The sequence below is a fragment of the Vibrio pectenicida genome, assembly GCA_024347015.1.
Classification (GTDB): Bacteria; Pseudomonadota; Gammaproteobacteria; order Enterobacterales; family Vibrionaceae; genus Vibrio; species Vibrio pectenicida.
On sequence record AP024890.1, the window covers coordinates 462637 to 479472 of the forward strand.

Here is a 16836-nt window from a genome sequence, read left to right on the forward strand (position 1 = left end):
CCATGTTAGACAACGCGGAAGCTAGTGTTCACAGCGATGAGGCGAATACGCACCAATGTGGTATTTATCGAAAGATTCAGCAGAAAAGATATCGTGCTTTATTGATCACCACTATGGTTCTTTGTGTTGCCATCTTGCTGGATATCAGCACGGGGTCTTCTTGGATAAGCATAGAACGTGTTGTTGATGCTCTGCTTGGTGGCCCTGAAGGAACAGCGTTATCCACAACGATTGTTTGGCATTTGAGGCTGCCAGTTACTCTTACTTGTCTGGTAGTAGGAGCATCGTTGGGGCTTGCGGGAGGTTTGATGCAAACCTTGCTGGCTAATCCGTTAGCAAGCCCGTATACACTAGGTATTTCTGCTGCTGCAGGTTTTGGTGCTGCGACTGCTTTGTTAACTGGCTTCTCAATTTTCGGACTGGCTTGGCTCGGTGTACCGATAGCGGCTTTTGCCGCTTCTGTACTTGCAAGCATGGCTATTTATTTTATTGGTCGTTCACATAATATGGATGCCAAAATTCTCATACTGGCTGGAATTGTGGTGTTATTTTTCTTTCAAGCGCTGCAATCTTTAGTGCAATATCTCGCCTCACCTGAAGTGCTCCAGCAAATCGTTTTTTGGCTATTTGGTAGTTTATTAAAAGCGTCTTGGCTTTCTTTTGCTGTTGCAGGAGTAATACTGGTGATTGGTCTGGTGTTTTCTCTTCCAAGAGTTTGGGCATTAACGGCCCTATCTTCAGGAGAGGAACGGGCTCAAGCATTGGGAATCAATACTCGAAAGCTTAGACTAGAGATGTTCTTACTATGCTCACTGCTTACCGCAGGCGCGGTATCTTTTGTAGGCACCATTGGCTTTGTTGGGTTGGTTGCGCCACACCTTTCTCGCTTGCTAGTAGGTGAGGATCAGCGCATGTATTTACCTTTGTCGACACTCATGGGCGCACTGTTACTTTGTATGTCTTCTTTGGTTGGCAAGGTGATTATTCCAGGCACTATAATACCGATCGGTATTATTACATCTTTAGTTGGCGTGCCATTTCTTCTCTATCTGTTACTTAATCGTCGGGGGAGTTTGTGAAGTATATGTCGCTCAATGATGTTGCGGTCAATATGGGTGGAAAATCGATACTTACACCGATAAACGCGACATTTAAATCAGGCGAGTTTTCAGCCATTTTGGGTCCTAATGGAGCAGGGAAAACCACCTTGTTAAAAACTATGATGGGGCTGGTTCCTAGTACAGGCACGCATGGTGCCTTCTTAGATGATGGACAAAGTATCCCGCGTACTTGTTATTCCTATTTATGTCAGCTCAATAAGTCTTCGAGTCAGCTTACCGTGATTGAAGTCGTGCTGTTGGGGCTGGTACATTCGCTGAATTGGCGCATTACCCCAGAGCAAGAACAAGTGGCAGAATCTTTCTTAAGGGATTTAGATCTACTGCATCTGGCAACTCGCACTTTTTCTCAGTTAAGTGGTGGTCAGCAGCAACTGGTTTCACTGGCTCAAGCATTAGTTGGGCGACCATCGGTATTGCTTTTAGATGAGCCAACCAGTGCGCTAGATCTTAAACATCAGGTGCAAGTTTTAGCTTTAGCGCGGGACTACACGCTTGAACACCAATGCATCACCATCGCGGTATTACACGATCTATCAATGGCTGCGCGTTACTGCGATCACTTACTTTTGCTTGATAAAGGTAAAGTGCAAAAAGCGGGAGCGCCGAGAGAAGTGCTTGATGAGACGATCCTCAGCCGGGTGTATCAAGTCGATGTGGATGTCGGCCGGTGCAGTAAAGGCCATCTCCATGTAACGCCAAATTGTCTTTAGCCAACATATAAACAGAATAATATACAAGGAAAAACGTATGCCGATGATGTATCGCCACTATGAACTCTTAGTGGCTATTTCGACATTTGAATCTCAGATAGAACAGCTCACTCAATACAGTGTCGAGAGTTGTGATTGCTTTACTTTGCTGCAAAAAAAGTTGGATGAGCTTTGCGCTTGGATAATGACCGAATCTATACAAAATCTGAGTGATGAACTCGGATATCACTCTGAACATGACAGGCAGCTAAAACGCTTGCGTGAAACATCGATTCGAGCGCTATGTGTGTTAGAAAAGCACCAGTCTAAATGCGCTAAGTCTCATCAGTTGGATATCACCGACTACTTAAATCGGCTGTCTAATACTGTACATATCGAGCTCGATAGTGCCAGTGTGACATCTGACTCTCGAGTCTTGTTTATCGGTTCAGGATCCTACCCTTTGTCTGCGTTTACCATAGCAAAGCTGACTGGCGCAGCTGTACACGGCGTTGATATTGATGAGCACGCAGTGAGTATGGCTAACGATCTTGATCATTATGCATTGCCAACCAGCTTTGGTTGTCAGGACTTGCTCACCGAGTTTAATGATTTTAAGCCGACTCATATATTGGTTGCTTCGTTAGTCGAGCATAAATGGGAGATATTGAACCGTCTGAAACCCTTTTTAACCCCTTCTCATCGCGTGTTGGTACGCTTTGGTAATGGAATTAAGTCTGCGTTTAACTACCCATTTAATCCAGAACTGATGGAAGGTTGGGAGACGCGTCGTCTTAATAATCAAGCGTCCATTTATGATACAGTGGTAATGGAGAAAATGTAAATGACTCATCAATTGGGGCGATTATTGATTGTTGGGGCAGGGCCAGCTGCGTTTCAAACCGCCGCCTTACTCAGACCACATTGTTCTCACCTTGGCATGGTTAGTCGGCGTTCTGCCCATTGGCAAACCCGTGCCCGGCGGCTACAGGATGGTGAAGCCGTCCAAGTTGACGTAGCAAAAGATAACTTGTCTTGCTTTGTAAAGTCGGCATGTATTAATTCTGTATACCCAGATCTCGACCTTGTTGAAGGAGAGTGGGATAGTATTATTATTGCCACTCCCGCTTATGCTTTGGTGTCGGTCTTAAAGGGGTTACCTGTAGACAGTCTGACGCAAGTAAAAGAAGTAGTTCTGCTTTCGTCTTGGTTTGGTGGTCATCAAATTACTCAAGGTTTTTTTGAACAGCATGGATTAACACCCAGCGTACTGGTGTTTTCTAACTACTTTGCGGCAACGAAATTTGAGCAAAAAGAACATACACTACGAGTGATCACTAAGGCGGTTAAAAAACGGGTTTATGCCTATGTTAGCCAGAATAAACATGGAATTTTCTCTCTGTTTAATGAGGCATTAAGTCAGGTCGATTCTCAAATTCAGACATTGAAAAATGGATTTAGTGTCGAAGGACGTAATATTACACTTTATGTCCACTCAGCACTGTTTATTAACCCTTTTTCGCTTGATCATATTTTTAGCGTAGGGGGGGATAAAAAGTACATGTACAAGTTATTCCCTGAAGGGCCGATCACGACATTTACGATGCAAACCTTAGTCCTGTTGTGGCGAGATATGTCTTCGTTGATTGAAAAGCTTGGCGGTGAGTCATTTAACTTATTACAGTTTTTAAACGATGATAATTATCCTGTTCGTGAAGAAAGTTTGTCTCGTTATCAAATTGATACCTTTACGGACTGCATGCCTATTGAACAAGAATATCGTCTGTATGTGCGTTATAGCGCGATCTTAATTGATCCTTTTTCCACTCCAGATAAGGATGGACGGTATTTTGATTTCTCGGCGGTGCCTTTTGCCAAAGGCAATCTTGAAAAAGGATATTGGCCCAGAATTCCAAGTGAAGACTTACAAGCACTGTATTGGCTGCAATCTCTGTCGAGTTATTGCGGTATTGATTGTGCTTCGATTAGCCAAGTGCTGGGTGTTTTTGAGCAATGGTTACTTGATCAAGGGCTAGAAAACCCGTTTACCCAATCCAATCAAGACCAAGCGAGTCAAGGCCTCACATGGCTGCCTTCTGACCTAGGAGTGAATTATGAATAAAGGTGTGGCACTTGCCATTTTCTCAGCCTTTGTGTTTAGCGTGATGAATGCGCTGATTAAGGCCGCAAGCATCACTATACCAAGTGCGGAAATTGTATTTTTTCGCAGTGCCATTGGCAGCGTGCTGATCTTAGGTTTAATGTGGCAAGCTAAGGTGTCTTTCTCTCGCACTGGTGTCTCTCTGTTAGTACTTCGAGGCTTACTCGGCGCGTTTTATTTATTGGCATTTGTGTACACCATTGCGCATATTCCATTGGCTGATGCAGCAATTTTGGCTTATCTGTCGCCTTTTTTTGTGATTATGCTATCGCATTTTTTGTTGGGAGAGCGATTACCAGCTAAAGCTAAATTTCTGCTTCCCTTGGTACTCGTTGGCGTTGGATTAGTGATTAATCCATTCGAATACCAATCGTTCAATATATACGCTTTAGCCGGTGTAGCCAGTGCCATTTTTGCCGCTGGTGCATCCATCACTATTCGGCATTTGAGTAAGCGCCACCATACCTATGAAATCGTTTTTTATTTTCTAATGACAGCCATGCTGGTATCCGCTTACCTAATGAAAGATGACTTTATTATTCCAAAGGGTGAGACATGGTTTTATCTCGTCGCAATTGGTGTGGTGTCCCTTATCGGTCAAATCTTCTTAACTAAGGCCTTTACCCATGAAAACGCCGCAGTGGTTGCGGGCACTCGCTATATCGGTTTGGTATTTAATGTGCTTTGGGGTGTTATCTTTTGGCAAGAGATACCTAGTTGGATGACAGTGTTCGGTGGTTGCCTGATTGTGGTCGCTTGTATTGCATTGTCTTGGAAAAAAACCAGTACCCCAAATTCCTTGCCAGCGAGTGAAAAAGACAAACCGCTTCGCGCGAGTTAAAAAAGTGGTGTTATACGGAATATGGATGTTGTGTCGCAAAGGAGTGGGTATGAGTAATCTCATCAAGATAAAAAAAGGAGTAATGTTGATGCATTTTTTGACATTTGAAAAGTGGGCTCGATCTTTTGGGCGTTATAGGTTGTCCGGTTTAGTTGCTTTGGTAGCACTATATATTTCGGCACCTCTAAATGCTCACCCTCATTCTTGGGTAGACATGAAAACGTATATTGAAGGTGAGAATGGTATTGTCAGTGGCCTGAAAATGGAGTGGACGTTTGATTCTATGACGTCTGCCTATCTGCTTGATGGGGAGGATATGTCACCGAAAAATGCCAACAGCACTTTAGATAAAATTGCTAAAACGGTTGTGAAAAACATGTTAAGTGAACATTATTTTACTTATTTTTATGATGGTGAAACGCCGATCAAATATCACCTTGCTCTTGACCAAAAACTAGAGCGTGAAAAGTCAAAACTAAAGCTGAGTTTCACTCTTCCGCTCGCCAAACCCAAATCATTAACAAGGGATACACTGCGTTTATTGGTGTTTGACTCTAGTTACTATGTTGATATGGCATGGCGTTCAAAGTCAGACATTATTCTCTCTAAAGGCTTAGCACAACAATGTCAACTGGAGCTTGTGGAGCCTCATCCTACTTCTAAGCAAATGATGTATGTCATGTCATTACCTGCTGATTCAGATCCTGATAATACCCTTGGGCAGCTGTTCACGCAGATGGTGAAAATGCATTGTGCTCTGGTCGCTAGTTAGTGGTCACAGAGTGTCTCTTTTAATTCCAAAGCGTGAATTTTCATTGCAATATAAAAAGGTTTAGTCCTATGAAACTAAGTCAAAAAATAAAAACAAGTTGGTTAGTTGCTATCAGTTCTTTATTGATGCTAATGATCGGTGCCTATCAGGTATGGCTCATCTGGCCCTCGTTGGTGTTGGCGGCCATTGAATGGCAGAGAGAAGTGAATGGCCAACTTGCTGACCTGCTCTACAGTGCGCAAAGTGAGCCACTGGTGTCGGGTAGCTATTTGGTTGGATTCAGCTTTCTTTATGGGATGCTTCATTCGCTTGGGCCTGGTCATGGCAAGGTGATCGTGTCTACCTACTTAGCGACGCACCCAGCAAAAGTAAGAGCGAGTCTGATGCTGACCATTATTTCCGCCATATGCCAAGCCTTGGTTGCCATCTTGTTGGTGAGTGTTTTAATTTGGGGCTTTAATGCGTCAATGCGAGTGGTGAATGAAAAAGCGGCTACTTTTGTCGCGCTCAGCTGTGTTTTGGTTGTGGTGCTTGGCCTTCTGATTTGTTGGAAAGCGAGCAAGCAGATTTATCGAGCTATTCGAGCGCCTAAGCTGAAAGTGAAAGCATTGACCCCAATTGCCGCGCAACCAGCGATGTCGATGAGTGCCCCTGGTTCGTTACTTATGCCGCAAAACGTTTTGTATACCACTGAGCACTCTCACGACAAATGTGGCTGTGGGCACCAACATGTAGCCGGTGCAGATGCGATTAACGAGGCATCAACGATGAGGGAATACGTTGGTATTGTTGCGACCATAGGGATTAGGCCATGTACTGGTGCTATTATGGCGCTGTTGTTTGCCAATATGGTAGGCACCTATTGGTTAGGCGTGATGAGTGCACTTGCCATGGCTGGTGGAACTGCACTGACAACCTCAATCATTGCGATCTTAACCTTGACCAGTAAGAAGATAGTCAAACGTTACCTTGCTGCAACCAGCAGTGACAACACTGCGCCATGGCAGCTTGCTGGCTATTATGTGCAGCTTTTTGGTGGCTTACTCCTAATCGCCATCGGCTTATTATTGGTTAGTAGCCATGATACAGGTATGTCACAGGTGCTCTAGCAAGCGATGGATTAGCGCCACAGAAAACCAAATCTACCTTGAATAATCGCCCCAAATTGGGGCGATTAGCGTTACAGGTCAAATAACGTTCTTTATCAGAAAGTAATAACACGCTGGAATGTTTTTACGTGATGACAGAATTAACAACATGATACATTTACTTTAGTTTTTAGTGGGTTATGGTAGATTTACCGAAAGTTGGGCCTATAGAAAAACCAGACTGACTGGTATTAAGAATATAAGGTACTCGTGATCTCAACAATTCTTTTAAGTGTCTGAATTAAAAGATCCCATGGAGGGTAATTGTGAAGTATAACAATCCTATTAACACAAGCTGTATAGATAACTTACTAGATGAGCTATGGCTCAATGAGGACTCTTTAGTCTTAGATGTTGGCTGCGGGAATGGTGAATTAATTAAAAAGGTTTTAGACAAGTTTAACTGCCAGGCGGTTGTCATTGAAATAGACGAATTAGAAATGGCTAAAGCAAAGGAAAATTTGGACTCGTATTTAGATCAAGTTACCTTTCATACTGCTGCATTCAAAGATGTTGAGCTGCCTAAAGGCGCATTTGATGCGTGCTTGAAGTGGGGGCGCGAAACAATGGGCTTTGCTCTGTACTTGTTCATCCACTCTACAACCCTAAGCACTAAACATAGCGTTTAAGACGGATTCACAACGCTTGGCACTTTCGGTTTGTTTTGACGAACCAAAACATTTGAGAAATATTGTCGTCGATTTAGGCTAGTAGCTCTTTTAGTGTACGTCCTGAACTTCTTTTTTCATCGCCTTCACATCACTTGCCCAGCAAATTGTTCCAGAGCAGTGGTAATTTCACCTTTTGTCAGTGCACCAAAACCAAATCTTACGTGTGCTGGCAATATTGACTCTGCACTGGTAAACAGTTTGCTGCCTGACAAAACGGGTAAGTTTGATAAAAAATCTTCTGACTTATCATCACCATAAACTGTCAACAGTTGCGAAATATCGATCCATAGTGCTAACCCACCCAGCGGTAGGCGAAACGAAACATTGTTGTTGAAAATACGCTGTAATTCACTTGCTGCATGATCTCGCCGAGCTTGGTATACCTTACGAACTTTACGAATGTGTCTTTTGACATCGCCCGATTGCATCAGATCCGCCACAGCCAGTTCAGTTACCGTACTGCCTTGCCTATCAATCAGGGTAACTTCCTCAGCAGCACGGTTGATAAATACCGGACTGGACACCATGTATCCAAGCCTTAATCCAGGGGCAAATACTTTCGATAATGATCCAATATGAATTACGTTCTCACTATTTGGGAGGCTGGCTAGCGGTGGAATGGGGCGACTCTCATAGTGAAATTCGTGATCATAATCATCTTCCAATACGGCAAATTCATGCAGTTTGGAGAGCTGCAAAAGTTTAAGGCGCCTATCCATGGTTAGACTGACTGTCGTTGGGTATTGATGATGTGGCGTTGTGTAGACACCCGCAACTTGATAACACGATAAGATCTTTTCCAAGTCTTCAACATCCAATCCCCGCTCATCTTGTCGGCATCGAACAACGTTAAATCCGTTGGATTCAAATGCAGCCACTGCCGGTGAGTAAGAAAGGCTTTCAACCACCATGACACCTTGCGCAGGATCCATCACCTTTGATGAGAGATAAATCGCCATTTGGCTACCACGGACAACGCAAATCTGGTCTGTCGTGACATTCATAAACCTATCCATATTGAGCATATGCTGGAGTGATTGACGTAAAGCGTCAGTGCCCTTGGGATCGCCATAGCCCAAATAAGGCTGTCTGCTCGTTTGTACTATTGCTCGACGAAAAGCACGTGACAGCAGTTCAAATGGAATCAGCCTCGTATCAGGAACACCGTCATTAATAGAACTGGACTCCATCGCATTATGGGATGAAAGCAGTTTTTCTTCGAACGAGTTTCCCGTGGTCAAAGCGGCTTGTGCACGACTTACTAACTCTTGGTTTTCACACGACAAAGACAGCTCTGGCAACATTTCAGCCACATAGGTTCCACGACGTGGTTTGGAAACCAGCCATCCTTGAGACTCCAGCTCTTCATAGACTTGCTGAACCGTTTTACGGTTAATCCCCAATTGTAGCGCCAAGGTTCTAGAGCCTGGCATCATGTGACCAGAAGCCAAACGCCCAGAACAAATGTCTTCTGCGATCTGATTACTCAGCGTTGTATAAATGGACTCTCCACTTCTGCGTGAAAGCCAAATCTTAGTCTGCCAAGGACGTAACAAACACACCTCCATCTGGACCAGTAAGGAAAGATAATCTGGCGGTTAATAAGGGTCCAGAGAGTCAATATTATGAGAGTGAAATTTAGAAGACGCAACAGTTTTGGGAGGAAAGATAATGAAGACTGACACATTCAGTAAACAAGCCCTAATGGAAATAGCCAAGAACAGTATGAAGGCCACCATCCCTGATCTTTATTTAACCGATCGGCAGAAGCTTGCATTAACCTGCCGGATTTTATTCACCAAGGGGCATGATTCAGGACTGGCAGGACAAATCACCTGTCGCTCAGATAAACCAGATACCTTCATTACTCAAAGATTTGGTCTAGGGTTTGATGAAATCACCGCTGATAATCTTCTTGAAGTAGACCAAGATCTGGAGCCACTGGATCAGCAAGGGATGGCCAACCCAGCCAATCGCTTTCATACTTGGGTATACAAAGAACACCCCGAAGTGAATTGCATCATTCACACCCACCCAACCTATGTCGCCGCACTCTCCATGCTTAGAGTTCCATTAACGATATCTCATATGGATACGTGTGGCCTCTACAATGATTGTGCGTTCCTTGGTGATTGGCCTGGCGTCCCTGTAGGTAATGAAGAAGGTGTCCTTATTTCGAATGCGCTGGGAAACAACCGAGCCATTTTGCTCTCTCATCATGGGCAGTTGGTGACAGGAAAAACCATTGAAGAAGCGTGCAACCTCGCCATTTTGATTGAGCGAGCAGCAAAGTTGCAATTGCTCGCGATGGCAGCTGGGCAGATCCAACCCATTCCACCGGCACTCGCTAATGAAGCTCACGATTGGGTATCCACAGACAAACGAAACAAAGTGAATTTTGCTTACTACGTAAGGCAAGTACTGAAAACTCATTCCGACTGTATATAAGGACAACAACGTGAAACTATCTGGTATTATTTCTTATCCAATTACTCCATTCAGCGCCGATGAGCGCAGCATCAATTTTGATGTTCTTGGTGAGACGCTGGAACTTCTTCTTCAAAATGGCAGCGACGCTATCGCGCCATTGGGTAGCACAGGAGAAAGTGCTTATTTGAGCTTAGAAGAGTGGCGTCAAGTCGCTGACTTCACGGTGAAAACTGTCGCAGGTCGAGTGCCTGTAATCGTGGGTATTTCTGAGTTAACGACTCTACAGGCGATCAGCAAAGCAAGATATGCGCAGTCTATCGGCGCCGATGCCGTGATGATTATCCCCGTTTCATATTGGAAGCTGACCGAAAAAGAAATTTTTAATTATTACAAAGAAATATCTGAATCCATCAGCCTTCCTATCATGATATACAATAACCCAGCAACCAGCGGCATTGATATGTCCCCTGAATTGCTGGTTCAGATGTTTAATGAAATAGACAATGTCACCATGGTGAAAGAGAGCAGCGGAGACATTCAGCGTATGCACAAGTTGTATACCCTGAGTTCTGGCAAGCTGCCTTTCTTTAATGGCAGTAATCCTCTGGCCCTAGAGGCTCTTTGTGCAGGAGCATCAGGCTGGTGCTCTGCTGCCCCCAACCTGATTGGCAAGCAACCCAAGGCACTTTACCAAAGTGTTGTCGCAGGTAAACTTGATGAATCAAGAGAGATATTTTATCAGCAGCTCCCTATGTTGAACTTTATTGTCTCTGGTGGCATCCCTAAAGCCATAAAAGCAGGGTTGGTACTAAAAGGTATTTCTGCTGGTTTACCCCGCCGCCCTTTGAGAGGTGCTACGGTCGAAGAAATCACCTTGTTGCAATCTCTTATGGATAGCCACAGTTAGGCTGTTAAAGAGAAGGTGCTGTTAATTTGCAATAATAAACCCAGATCTCTCAATCTGGGTTTATGCTCTTTAGTTGAGCTGTAGCCAGAGTCAATCTATAAAGTTAAGCTCACATAGTCTAAATGTGTTTGACCAAATGAACTTAATTTGCAATCAATGGTTGTGGTTAAACATTGACCTTATAGGTGAGATCTTGTACTTCGTCGCCTGTTATCCAATCGACATTAAAAATTCCGCTAATCTACTTGACCTGTCTACCGCTTTACACTTCATACTCTCTCTAGATTAAACACAATTGGGTTGTATTTAACATGTATCTAATATCAGAACTGGCGGCAAAGGTAGGGGTATCTCGCACTACTTTGCTTTATTACGAAAGACTGGGGTTAGTGACAGGGCAGCGCCTTGATAATGGATACCGTTATTACAGTGAAGGCGACCTTCAGCGATTGATTCTTATTCAGCAATTGCAAAGTGCAGGCCTTTCACTCAAAGAGTGTCAAGAATGTTTGCAAGCCAAGATGGATAAAAGCTTGTTGGAGAGCCGATTAAATCAACTCAATGAGGAGATTGAGAAAAAGCAGTATGCTCGTGAATTACTGATGGCATTGCTTGGAAAAGGTTCACAAAGAGAGTTACATCAATCTCTCGGTAAAAATGCGCCTAACGCTTATCTCAATTGGTTACATGCACAGGGCTACAGTGAGAAAGAAGCCCTCAGATTAAAATGGTTATCAAAAGATATGAACCAACACGATACTTATATGCAAGACTTTATGACGGTATTTGAAACATTAGATCGATGGGGCCCAGGCAGTACACAGGATTCTTTAAGAGCTCTATCTTTGATATCGCTAGAGTCAATGTCCCAAGTACTTGAAGTAGGATTTGGTAAAGGGCTATCGACCATACTTCTTGCCGAGAATAGTACAGCGCATATTACGGCCGTCGATAACGAACCCATGGCCATTGAGCATCTTCACCAAAGAGTACAAAGCTTGAAGTTTGAGGAACGAATCTCTCCAGTTTGTGCATCAATGACGGAGCTGCCATTTAAGGAAAAAAGCTTTGATGCTATTTGGGCCGAAAGCTGCGTGTACATTATGGGTATGGAAAACGCTCTAAAGCAGTGGAAACCGCTACTAAAAGATCAAGGTATGCTGATGGTGAGTGATTTGGTGTGGCTGACAGATACCCCAGATGAAGACGCCATGAAATTTTGGCTGGCAGATTATCCGGATATTAGCTCGATACCTGAGCGGCTCACGCTTTTTAAGCAGCAGGGCTATGAGGTGGTGGAGCATTTCTCACTAGATATTGAAGCATGGAAAAACTACTGGCTACCGCTCAAGCAAAGAATTGAGGATTTAAAACCTAGTATGCCCAATTCTCAAGCCATTGCAGATATCGAGAAAGAGATTTCAATATATGAGCAAAGCGCTGCTAAAGACTTTACCTATCAATACTTTGTATTGAGGGCAAACCGCTAGCTCTAGTTAGGAAACCGCTGGCTGTATCAGAGATTTTGTGATTAGTAAGGTTCGCCCCTTTAATTGGGGCAGCAATACCGCCAAGCCCAGATATAGAATCTCTTGGTGAGCCGACACCTTGGTGGTGCAGATCTAGAATGTTTTTGCCCCAAAACTTGTTAGATCAAATGCTCTACACATTTTAAGGGCGTGCGTTTTCCCTACAAATCCTAATATCAAGTTTTGGATAATTTACTCATCATCTTTATTTTCTTTTCTGTGTATCTATACAGTTTATTAAGTTTTAATCTGGTTTGAGTATGGAATAATGGCTTGTTTTGTTGAGTGCTTAGTCTCGTTTTGTCAATGGAATGTTTGGTAAACTATTGTTTGTTATAATGTTTGTGAGAATAATGCCTTAGATAACAGGCACTGTTAAAAAGTGATAACACGCTGGAGCGTTTTTATATGATGACAGAATACATAGCTCGATGTATTTGCTTTAATTTTTAGTGGTTTATGATAAATTATTTTGATAAACAGGCAGACAGAAAAACGAGACTGCCTGTTATTAAGAATGCTATGTGATTTAAGAGGTAAATGTGAAATACGAAAGACCCAGAAAGAAAAATCCTCTTGGAATCACGATTGAACAGCATTTCCATAGTGCTCATTCAATCGGTAAGTTTCATGATCATAATGAAAGCGTTGAAATATTTAAAATCTCCACTTCGTCGACGTTCCCTCGACGTAAAAGGTCTAAAATATTCTGTACCAAGCGAAATTGGGATGAACGAGCTGAGCATGGGTATATGGCAAATATCGAGCATGACTTTCATGCTCAAATAGATAACCTTGGTACGGCTGCGGAAAGAGATCACTCTGCAATATCTAGATATTTTAATTTGTGGCGGCTTCGTCACCAAGCGCACTTAAATCGTTTATCTAATGCTCAACTAAATGGAATTTCAGGTGAAGACTTAACAAAGGAACAGCAAGAAAATTTAGAAGTGATGCATGTTGGTTATGTGAACTCTGATGGTGAAATTCCGGCTAGGCAACTTACAGGTAGTCAAATTCAGCTTGGTATTGACCAACTAATGCTGGAATTTAAAAATACTCGTTGGGGATTACTACAAGCGAAGAAAGGGCACTTTTTATGTGCAGACAGTTATCATGAGCTTTGTATTATTCCTGTTTCGCCTAAATTTGTTTTTGCTGCAAATTTACCCGACAAGCTTTTAACTTACAAAGAAGTGGCAGCAGTTAATAAGCAAAGCATTGAAAGTGCTAAAGACTTTTATTTTGCAAAGTCACTAAAAAGGTGCCCAATCGCATAACAAACGTTTAAGGTTTCAAGATACTTTTTCTTATCTGAACTGATGCTACTGAGTCATTTAAGCCAAGAAGGTTCTGTCCAAAACCCCAATATTGGACTTTTCCTAAGGTAAGCTTCTAGTATTGGGGTATTTGTTTGGTCAATTAAGCGGTTTGTTTTTGCTCGGCTTCCTCTCCAATAAACCCGCCCGTTTGATGTGCCCAGAGCTGAGCGTAAATGCCTTCGTTTTGGATAAGCTCACTGTGTGTGCCTTGTTCGATGACTTGACCCTTATCGAGCACGATCAGGCGATCCATGGCTGCAATGGTGGATAATCTATGCGCGATTGCGATAACGGTTTTGCCTTGCATCAATTCATTTAAGCTTTCTTGAATAGCGGCTTCGACCTCGGAATCAAGCGCTGATGTGGCTTCATCAAGAATAAGGATCGGGGCATCTTTCAGTAAGACTCGTGAAATGGCGATACGTTGCCTTTGACCGCCAGAGAGTTTGACTCCACGTTCGCCCACCTGAGCATCGTAGCCGTGATTGCCAAAGGGGTCATTAAGGGCTTGGATAAACTCGTGGGCATGAGCTTGCTTGGTCGCTCGAAGCAGCTCCTCTTCTGTCGCATTTGGGTTGCCATAGAGGATATTGTCACGAATAGAGCGATGAAGGAGTGACGTATCTTGAGTCACCATGCCTATGTTATAGCGCAGAGAGTCTTGCGTGACATCAGAGATGATCTGGTCGTCGATTTTTATATTGCCACCTTCAACATCATGAAAGCGCAGTAATAGGTTAACTAAGGTTGATTTTCCAGCGCCTGAACGGCCGACTAATCCCACCTTCTCACCAGGTTTTATATTGAGGTTCAAATTGCTAATAACCCCTTTTTTTTCATCACCGTAATGAAAGCTCACATTATCGAATGTAATAGCACCTTGTTGAACATTCAACGGCTTAGCATTGTCTTTATCTTGAATGTCAATTGGCTTAGATAGTGTTTTCATGCCGTCTACCACTGTGCCCATGTTCTCGAACAAGGCACCGACTTCCCACATAATCCACATTGACATACCATTGATACGTAGCGCTAGGGCAATGGCAATTGCAATTGCTCCAATACTGATGGAGCTGTCCATCCACAGTACAATTGACAGCGATGCAACGGAAAATACGAGCAAATAATTGGTAATTTCGACCGCAACATCAAACCCCGTAACCAGTCTCATTTGACGATACACAGTGTCGAGAAAGCCTTGCATGCCTTTCTCTGCGTAGTCGGTTTCACGCTTACTATGAGAAAATAGCTTTACCGTGGCGATATTGGTATAGCTGTCGACAATTCGACCTGTCATAGTCGAGCGTGCATCCGCTTGTTTTGACGCAACTTTCTTTAATTTAGGTACGAAATAAAGCTGAATGCAGATATAGCAAACTAGCCAAACCAACATCGGAACCATTAAACGCCAGTCTGCCTGAGCTAATAATACGATGATGGCGGTAAAATAAACCGCTACATAAACAAACACGTTCATGGTCTTCATCACGGTTTCACGCACTGCTAGTGATGTCTGCATGACTTTGGTTGCAATACGTCCCGCGAAATCATCTTGATAGAAATTGAGGCTTTGCTTAAGCAGATAGCGATGGGCTAACCAACGAACAGACATCGGATAGTTGCCAAGTAGTGTTTGATGAATAACGAGGGAATAAGCGATCACTAGGATGGGCATTATGATCAGCAGCAGACCTCCATATAGCATTAGTTCGGTTTTATTTTCCTGCCAAAACGTCTCTGGGCTGCTGCTTGACAACCAGTCAACAAGATTTCCCATTGCACCAAACAAGGAAACTTCTGCAATGGCTATGATAGTCGCCATTAGAGACATCAGTATTAAAGGGCGTTCAAAGCCTCGAGTATAATATCGACAAAATGCCAAAACCCCATGGGGTGGCTGTGCTGGTTCTTTGTTAGGAAAAGGTTTTGTAAACCCTTCAAATATCTTAAACATAACTAGCCTTCAAATCTACGACGTTGAAAAGCCATTGAAACCAATAGCGTATTGTGTCAATGGTATCTTGTTAATATTTAGAATGTAACCATCTATCAACTTTTTGTTATCGGAATTGCTGCATAATATCCAGCCGAAAATCTTAAATCTGCCGCTTTTCAGAAAAAATAACTGAGATATATGAAATTTTAAGTAATATTGCCCGTTCTATAACATAAATGGGAGTTATTACAGTGATTGTTATTTTAACATTATGTCTACAATTCTCCCAAGTGAGTGAAGAACTATGAGCTATTGCAATGTTAAAACAACAACCAAAACAACAAAAAGCCGTTTCTACAGTGCAAAACGCTAATTGTGTAGTGATGGTTCCACCTAAGGAATTTGCTTTTAATGCGGAGACTGCTCTTGATAATGAGTTTCAGCATCAGGTAAACCAAACGACCGAGCAAGTTCGAAAATTGGCACTGCAAGAGTTTCGAGTCATGGCTGATCAGCTTAGTGATGCTGGCGTACAAGTGATCGAATTTGATTATCCAATCGGTCAGATTGAAACGCCAGATGCGGTGTTCCCAAACAACTGGTTTAGCACCACCTCTGATGGGGCTTTGTATACTTTTCCGATGGCGTGTAAGAACCGTCAGCAAGAGGTTAGGCCTGATGCTTTACGTGCTGCCTTAAAAAGCGCAGGGCGCAATGTTGAGTCACAAGATTCACTAGTTGATTATCTGGAACAGGATGCGCACTTAGAAAGCACAGGTGTTATGGTTATCGATCACCTTAATCGAACCATTTATGCCGCACTTTCTCAGCGTTGTGATCGTGAAGTGTTAGAAGATTATGCCGAGCGAATTGGCTATGATCGCGTGGTGTCTTTCCAAACCGCACTCCCTTCTGGCAAACCGATATATCACACTAATGTAATGATGGCGATTGGTGAGCATTTCTGTGTGATTTGTGATGAAGTTATCCCTGAGTTTGAGCGTCGTTTTGTGACTAAGTCACTGGCGAAAGATAAGCAAGTGATATCGATTAGTCTTGAGCAGATGAACCAGTTTTGTGGCAATATCCTTGAATTGGAAACGAGGACTGGCGATAAGGTGATTGCTATGTCGCAATCGGCTTATGATGCCTTTTCTCCAGCTCAGAGAGCTCAATTGTCCAGCCACGCTAAACTGATGCATTTTAATGTGCAAACAATAGAGTCAATTGGTGGTGGCAGCGTGCGTTGTATGTTGGGTGAAGTTTTCCTGCCAAATCGTTAGGTTCTGCTAATATTTATGGTTAAGTT

The 16836-nt window shown here is 43.1% G+C and carries 15 protein-coding genes; 13 read left to right on the forward strand and 2 right to left on the reverse strand.

Features of this window, described 5'->3' with window-relative positions; translation table 11 throughout:
* The first annotated feature begins 2 nt into the window (after positions 1 to 2).
* From OCV27_RS17110 to OCV27_RS17145, 8 genes are all read left to right on the forward strand, one after another.
* On the forward strand, positions 3 to 1079 hold the full coding sequence (locus OCV27_RS17110) for a FecCD family ABC transporter permease (RefSeq protein ID WP_125321293.1): 1077 nt from the start codon (positions 3 to 5) through the stop codon (positions 1077 to 1079).
* A 5-nt stretch (positions 1080 to 1084) separates the two neighbouring features.
* Positions 1085 to 1831, forward strand: a complete 747-nt coding sequence (locus OCV27_RS17115; RefSeq protein WP_216602229.1) for an ABC transporter ATP-binding protein — start codon at positions 1085 to 1087, stop codon at positions 1829 to 1831.
* A 37-nt stretch (positions 1832 to 1868) separates the two neighbouring features.
* The gene (locus OCV27_RS17120; protein WP_125321296.1) at positions 1869 to 2654 is read left to right on the forward strand and encodes a nicotianamine synthase family protein; all 786 of its coding nucleotides are present in this window, start codon (positions 1869 to 1871) and stop codon (positions 2652 to 2654) included.
* Positions 2655 to 3932 carry an opine metallophore biosynthesis dehydrogenase gene (locus OCV27_RS17125; protein WP_125321298.1) on the forward strand — a complete coding sequence of 426 codons (1278 nt, stop codon included), beginning with the start codon at positions 2655 to 2657 and terminating at the stop codon, positions 3930 to 3932.
* Positions 3925 to 4812 carry a DMT family transporter gene (locus OCV27_RS17130; protein WP_125321300.1) on the forward strand — a complete coding sequence of 296 codons (888 nt, stop codon included), beginning with the start codon at positions 3925 to 3927 and terminating at the stop codon, positions 4810 to 4812. The genes OCV27_RS17125 and OCV27_RS17130 overlap by 8 nt, the downstream gene beginning before the upstream one ends.
* Before the next feature lie 49 nt (positions 4813 to 4861).
* Positions 4862 to 5584, forward strand: a complete 723-nt coding sequence (locus OCV27_RS17135) for a DUF1007 family protein (protein ID WP_245986734.1) — start codon at positions 4862 to 4864, stop codon at positions 5582 to 5584.
* Positions 5585 to 5652: 68 nt separating this feature from the next.
* Complete coding sequence (locus OCV27_RS17140) at positions 5653 to 6693, forward strand: nickel/cobalt transporter (protein WP_125321302.1); 1041 nt, start codon at positions 5653 to 5655, stop codon at positions 6691 to 6693.
* 305 nt (positions 6694 to 6998) lie between these two features.
* Positions 6999 to 7361, forward strand: coding sequence for a class I SAM-dependent methyltransferase (locus OCV27_RS17145; protein WP_245986735.1), 363 nt, complete (start codon positions 6999 to 7001; stop codon positions 7359 to 7361).
* A gap of 125 nt (positions 7362 to 7486) precedes the next feature.
* On the opposite strand, the gene pdxR is transcribed toward OCV27_RS17145, so the two are convergent.
* Positions 7487 to 8959, reverse strand: coding sequence for a MocR-like pyridoxine biosynthesis transcription factor PdxR (pdxR, locus tag OCV27_RS17150; RefSeq protein ID WP_125321303.1), 1473 nt, complete (start codon positions 8957 to 8959; stop codon positions 7487 to 7489).
* Between the two features lie 115 nt (positions 8960 to 9074).
* Here pdxR and OCV27_RS17155 point away from each other — a divergent pair, with 115 nt between their 5' ends.
* The 4 genes from OCV27_RS17155 (at position 9075) to OCV27_RS17170 (ending at position 13549) form a co-directional block, all read left to right on the forward strand.
* Positions 9075 to 9851: an aldolase gene (locus OCV27_RS17155; protein ID WP_125321305.1), complete on the forward strand. Its 777-nt coding sequence runs from the start codon at positions 9075 to 9077 to the stop codon at positions 9849 to 9851.
* Between the two features lie 10 nt (positions 9852 to 9861).
* Positions 9862 to 10740 carry a dihydrodipicolinate synthase family protein gene (locus OCV27_RS17160; protein WP_125321307.1) on the forward strand — a complete coding sequence of 293 codons (879 nt, stop codon included), beginning with the start codon at positions 9862 to 9864 and terminating at the stop codon, positions 10738 to 10740.
* A gap of 311 nt (positions 10741 to 11051) precedes the next feature.
* On the forward strand, positions 11052 to 12230 hold the full coding sequence (locus OCV27_RS17165) for a MerR family transcriptional regulator (protein WP_125321309.1): 1179 nt from the start codon (positions 11052 to 11054) through the stop codon (positions 12228 to 12230).
* A 581-nt stretch (positions 12231 to 12811) separates the two neighbouring features.
* Positions 12812 to 13549: a hypothetical protein gene (locus tag OCV27_RS17170; protein WP_125321311.1), complete on the forward strand. Its 738-nt coding sequence runs from the start codon at positions 12812 to 12814 to the stop codon at positions 13547 to 13549.
* A 142-nt stretch (positions 13550 to 13691) separates the two neighbouring features.
* Here OCV27_RS17170 and OCV27_RS17175 read toward each other — a convergent pair whose 3' ends face one another.
* A complete protein-coding gene (locus OCV27_RS17175) occupies positions 13692 to 15545 on the reverse strand; it encodes an ABC transporter ATP-binding protein (protein WP_125321313.1) in 1854 nt (617 codons plus the stop codon).
* Positions 15546 to 15844: 299 nt separating this feature from the next.
* Here OCV27_RS17175 and OCV27_RS17180 point away from each other — a divergent pair, with 299 nt between their 5' ends.
* Positions 15845 to 16810, forward strand: a complete 966-nt coding sequence (locus OCV27_RS17180; protein ID WP_125321315.1) for an arginine deiminase-related protein — start codon at positions 15845 to 15847, stop codon at positions 16808 to 16810.
* Positions 16811 to 16836: the final 26 nt, after the last annotated feature.

Excerpts from the sequence above, each read along its gene's own strand:
- OCV27_RS17110 (WP_125321293.1), top strand. The coding sequence starts at position 3 with ATGTTAGACAACGCGGAAGCTAGTGTTCACAGCGATGAGGCGAATACG.
- OCV27_RS17115 (WP_216602229.1), top strand. The coding sequence starts at position 1,085 with ATGTCGCTCAATGATGTTGCGGTCAATATGGGTGGAAAATCGATACTT.
- OCV27_RS17120 (WP_125321296.1), top strand. The coding sequence starts at position 1,869 with ATGCCGATGATGTATCGCCACTATGAACTCTTAGTGGCTATTTCGACA.
- OCV27_RS17125 (WP_125321298.1), top strand. The coding sequence starts at position 2,655 with ATGACTCATCAATTGGGGCGATTATTGATTGTTGGGGCAGGGCCAGCT.
- OCV27_RS17130 (WP_125321300.1), top strand. The coding sequence starts at position 3,925 with ATGAATAAAGGTGTGGCACTTGCCATTTTCTCAGCCTTTGTGTTTAGC.
- OCV27_RS17135 (WP_245986734.1), top strand. The coding sequence starts at position 4,862 with ATGAGTAATCTCATCAAGATAAAAAAAGGAGTAATGTTGATGCATTTT.
- OCV27_RS17140 (WP_125321302.1), top strand. The coding sequence starts at position 5,653 with ATGAAACTAAGTCAAAAAATAAAAACAAGTTGGTTAGTTGCTATCAGT.
- OCV27_RS17155 (WP_125321305.1), top strand. The coding sequence starts at position 9,075 with ATGAAGACTGACACATTCAGTAAACAAGCCCTAATGGAAATAGCCAAG.
- OCV27_RS17165 (WP_125321309.1), top strand. The coding sequence starts at position 11,052 with ATGTATCTAATATCAGAACTGGCGGCAAAGGTAGGGGTATCTCGCACT.
- OCV27_RS17175 (WP_125321313.1), bottom strand. The coding sequence starts at position 15,545 with ATGTTTAAGATATTTGAAGGGTTTACAAAACCTTTTCCTAACAAAGAA.
- OCV27_RS17180 (WP_125321315.1), top strand. The coding sequence starts at position 15,845 with ATGTTAAAACAACAACCAAAACAACAAAAAGCCGTTTCTACAGTGCAA.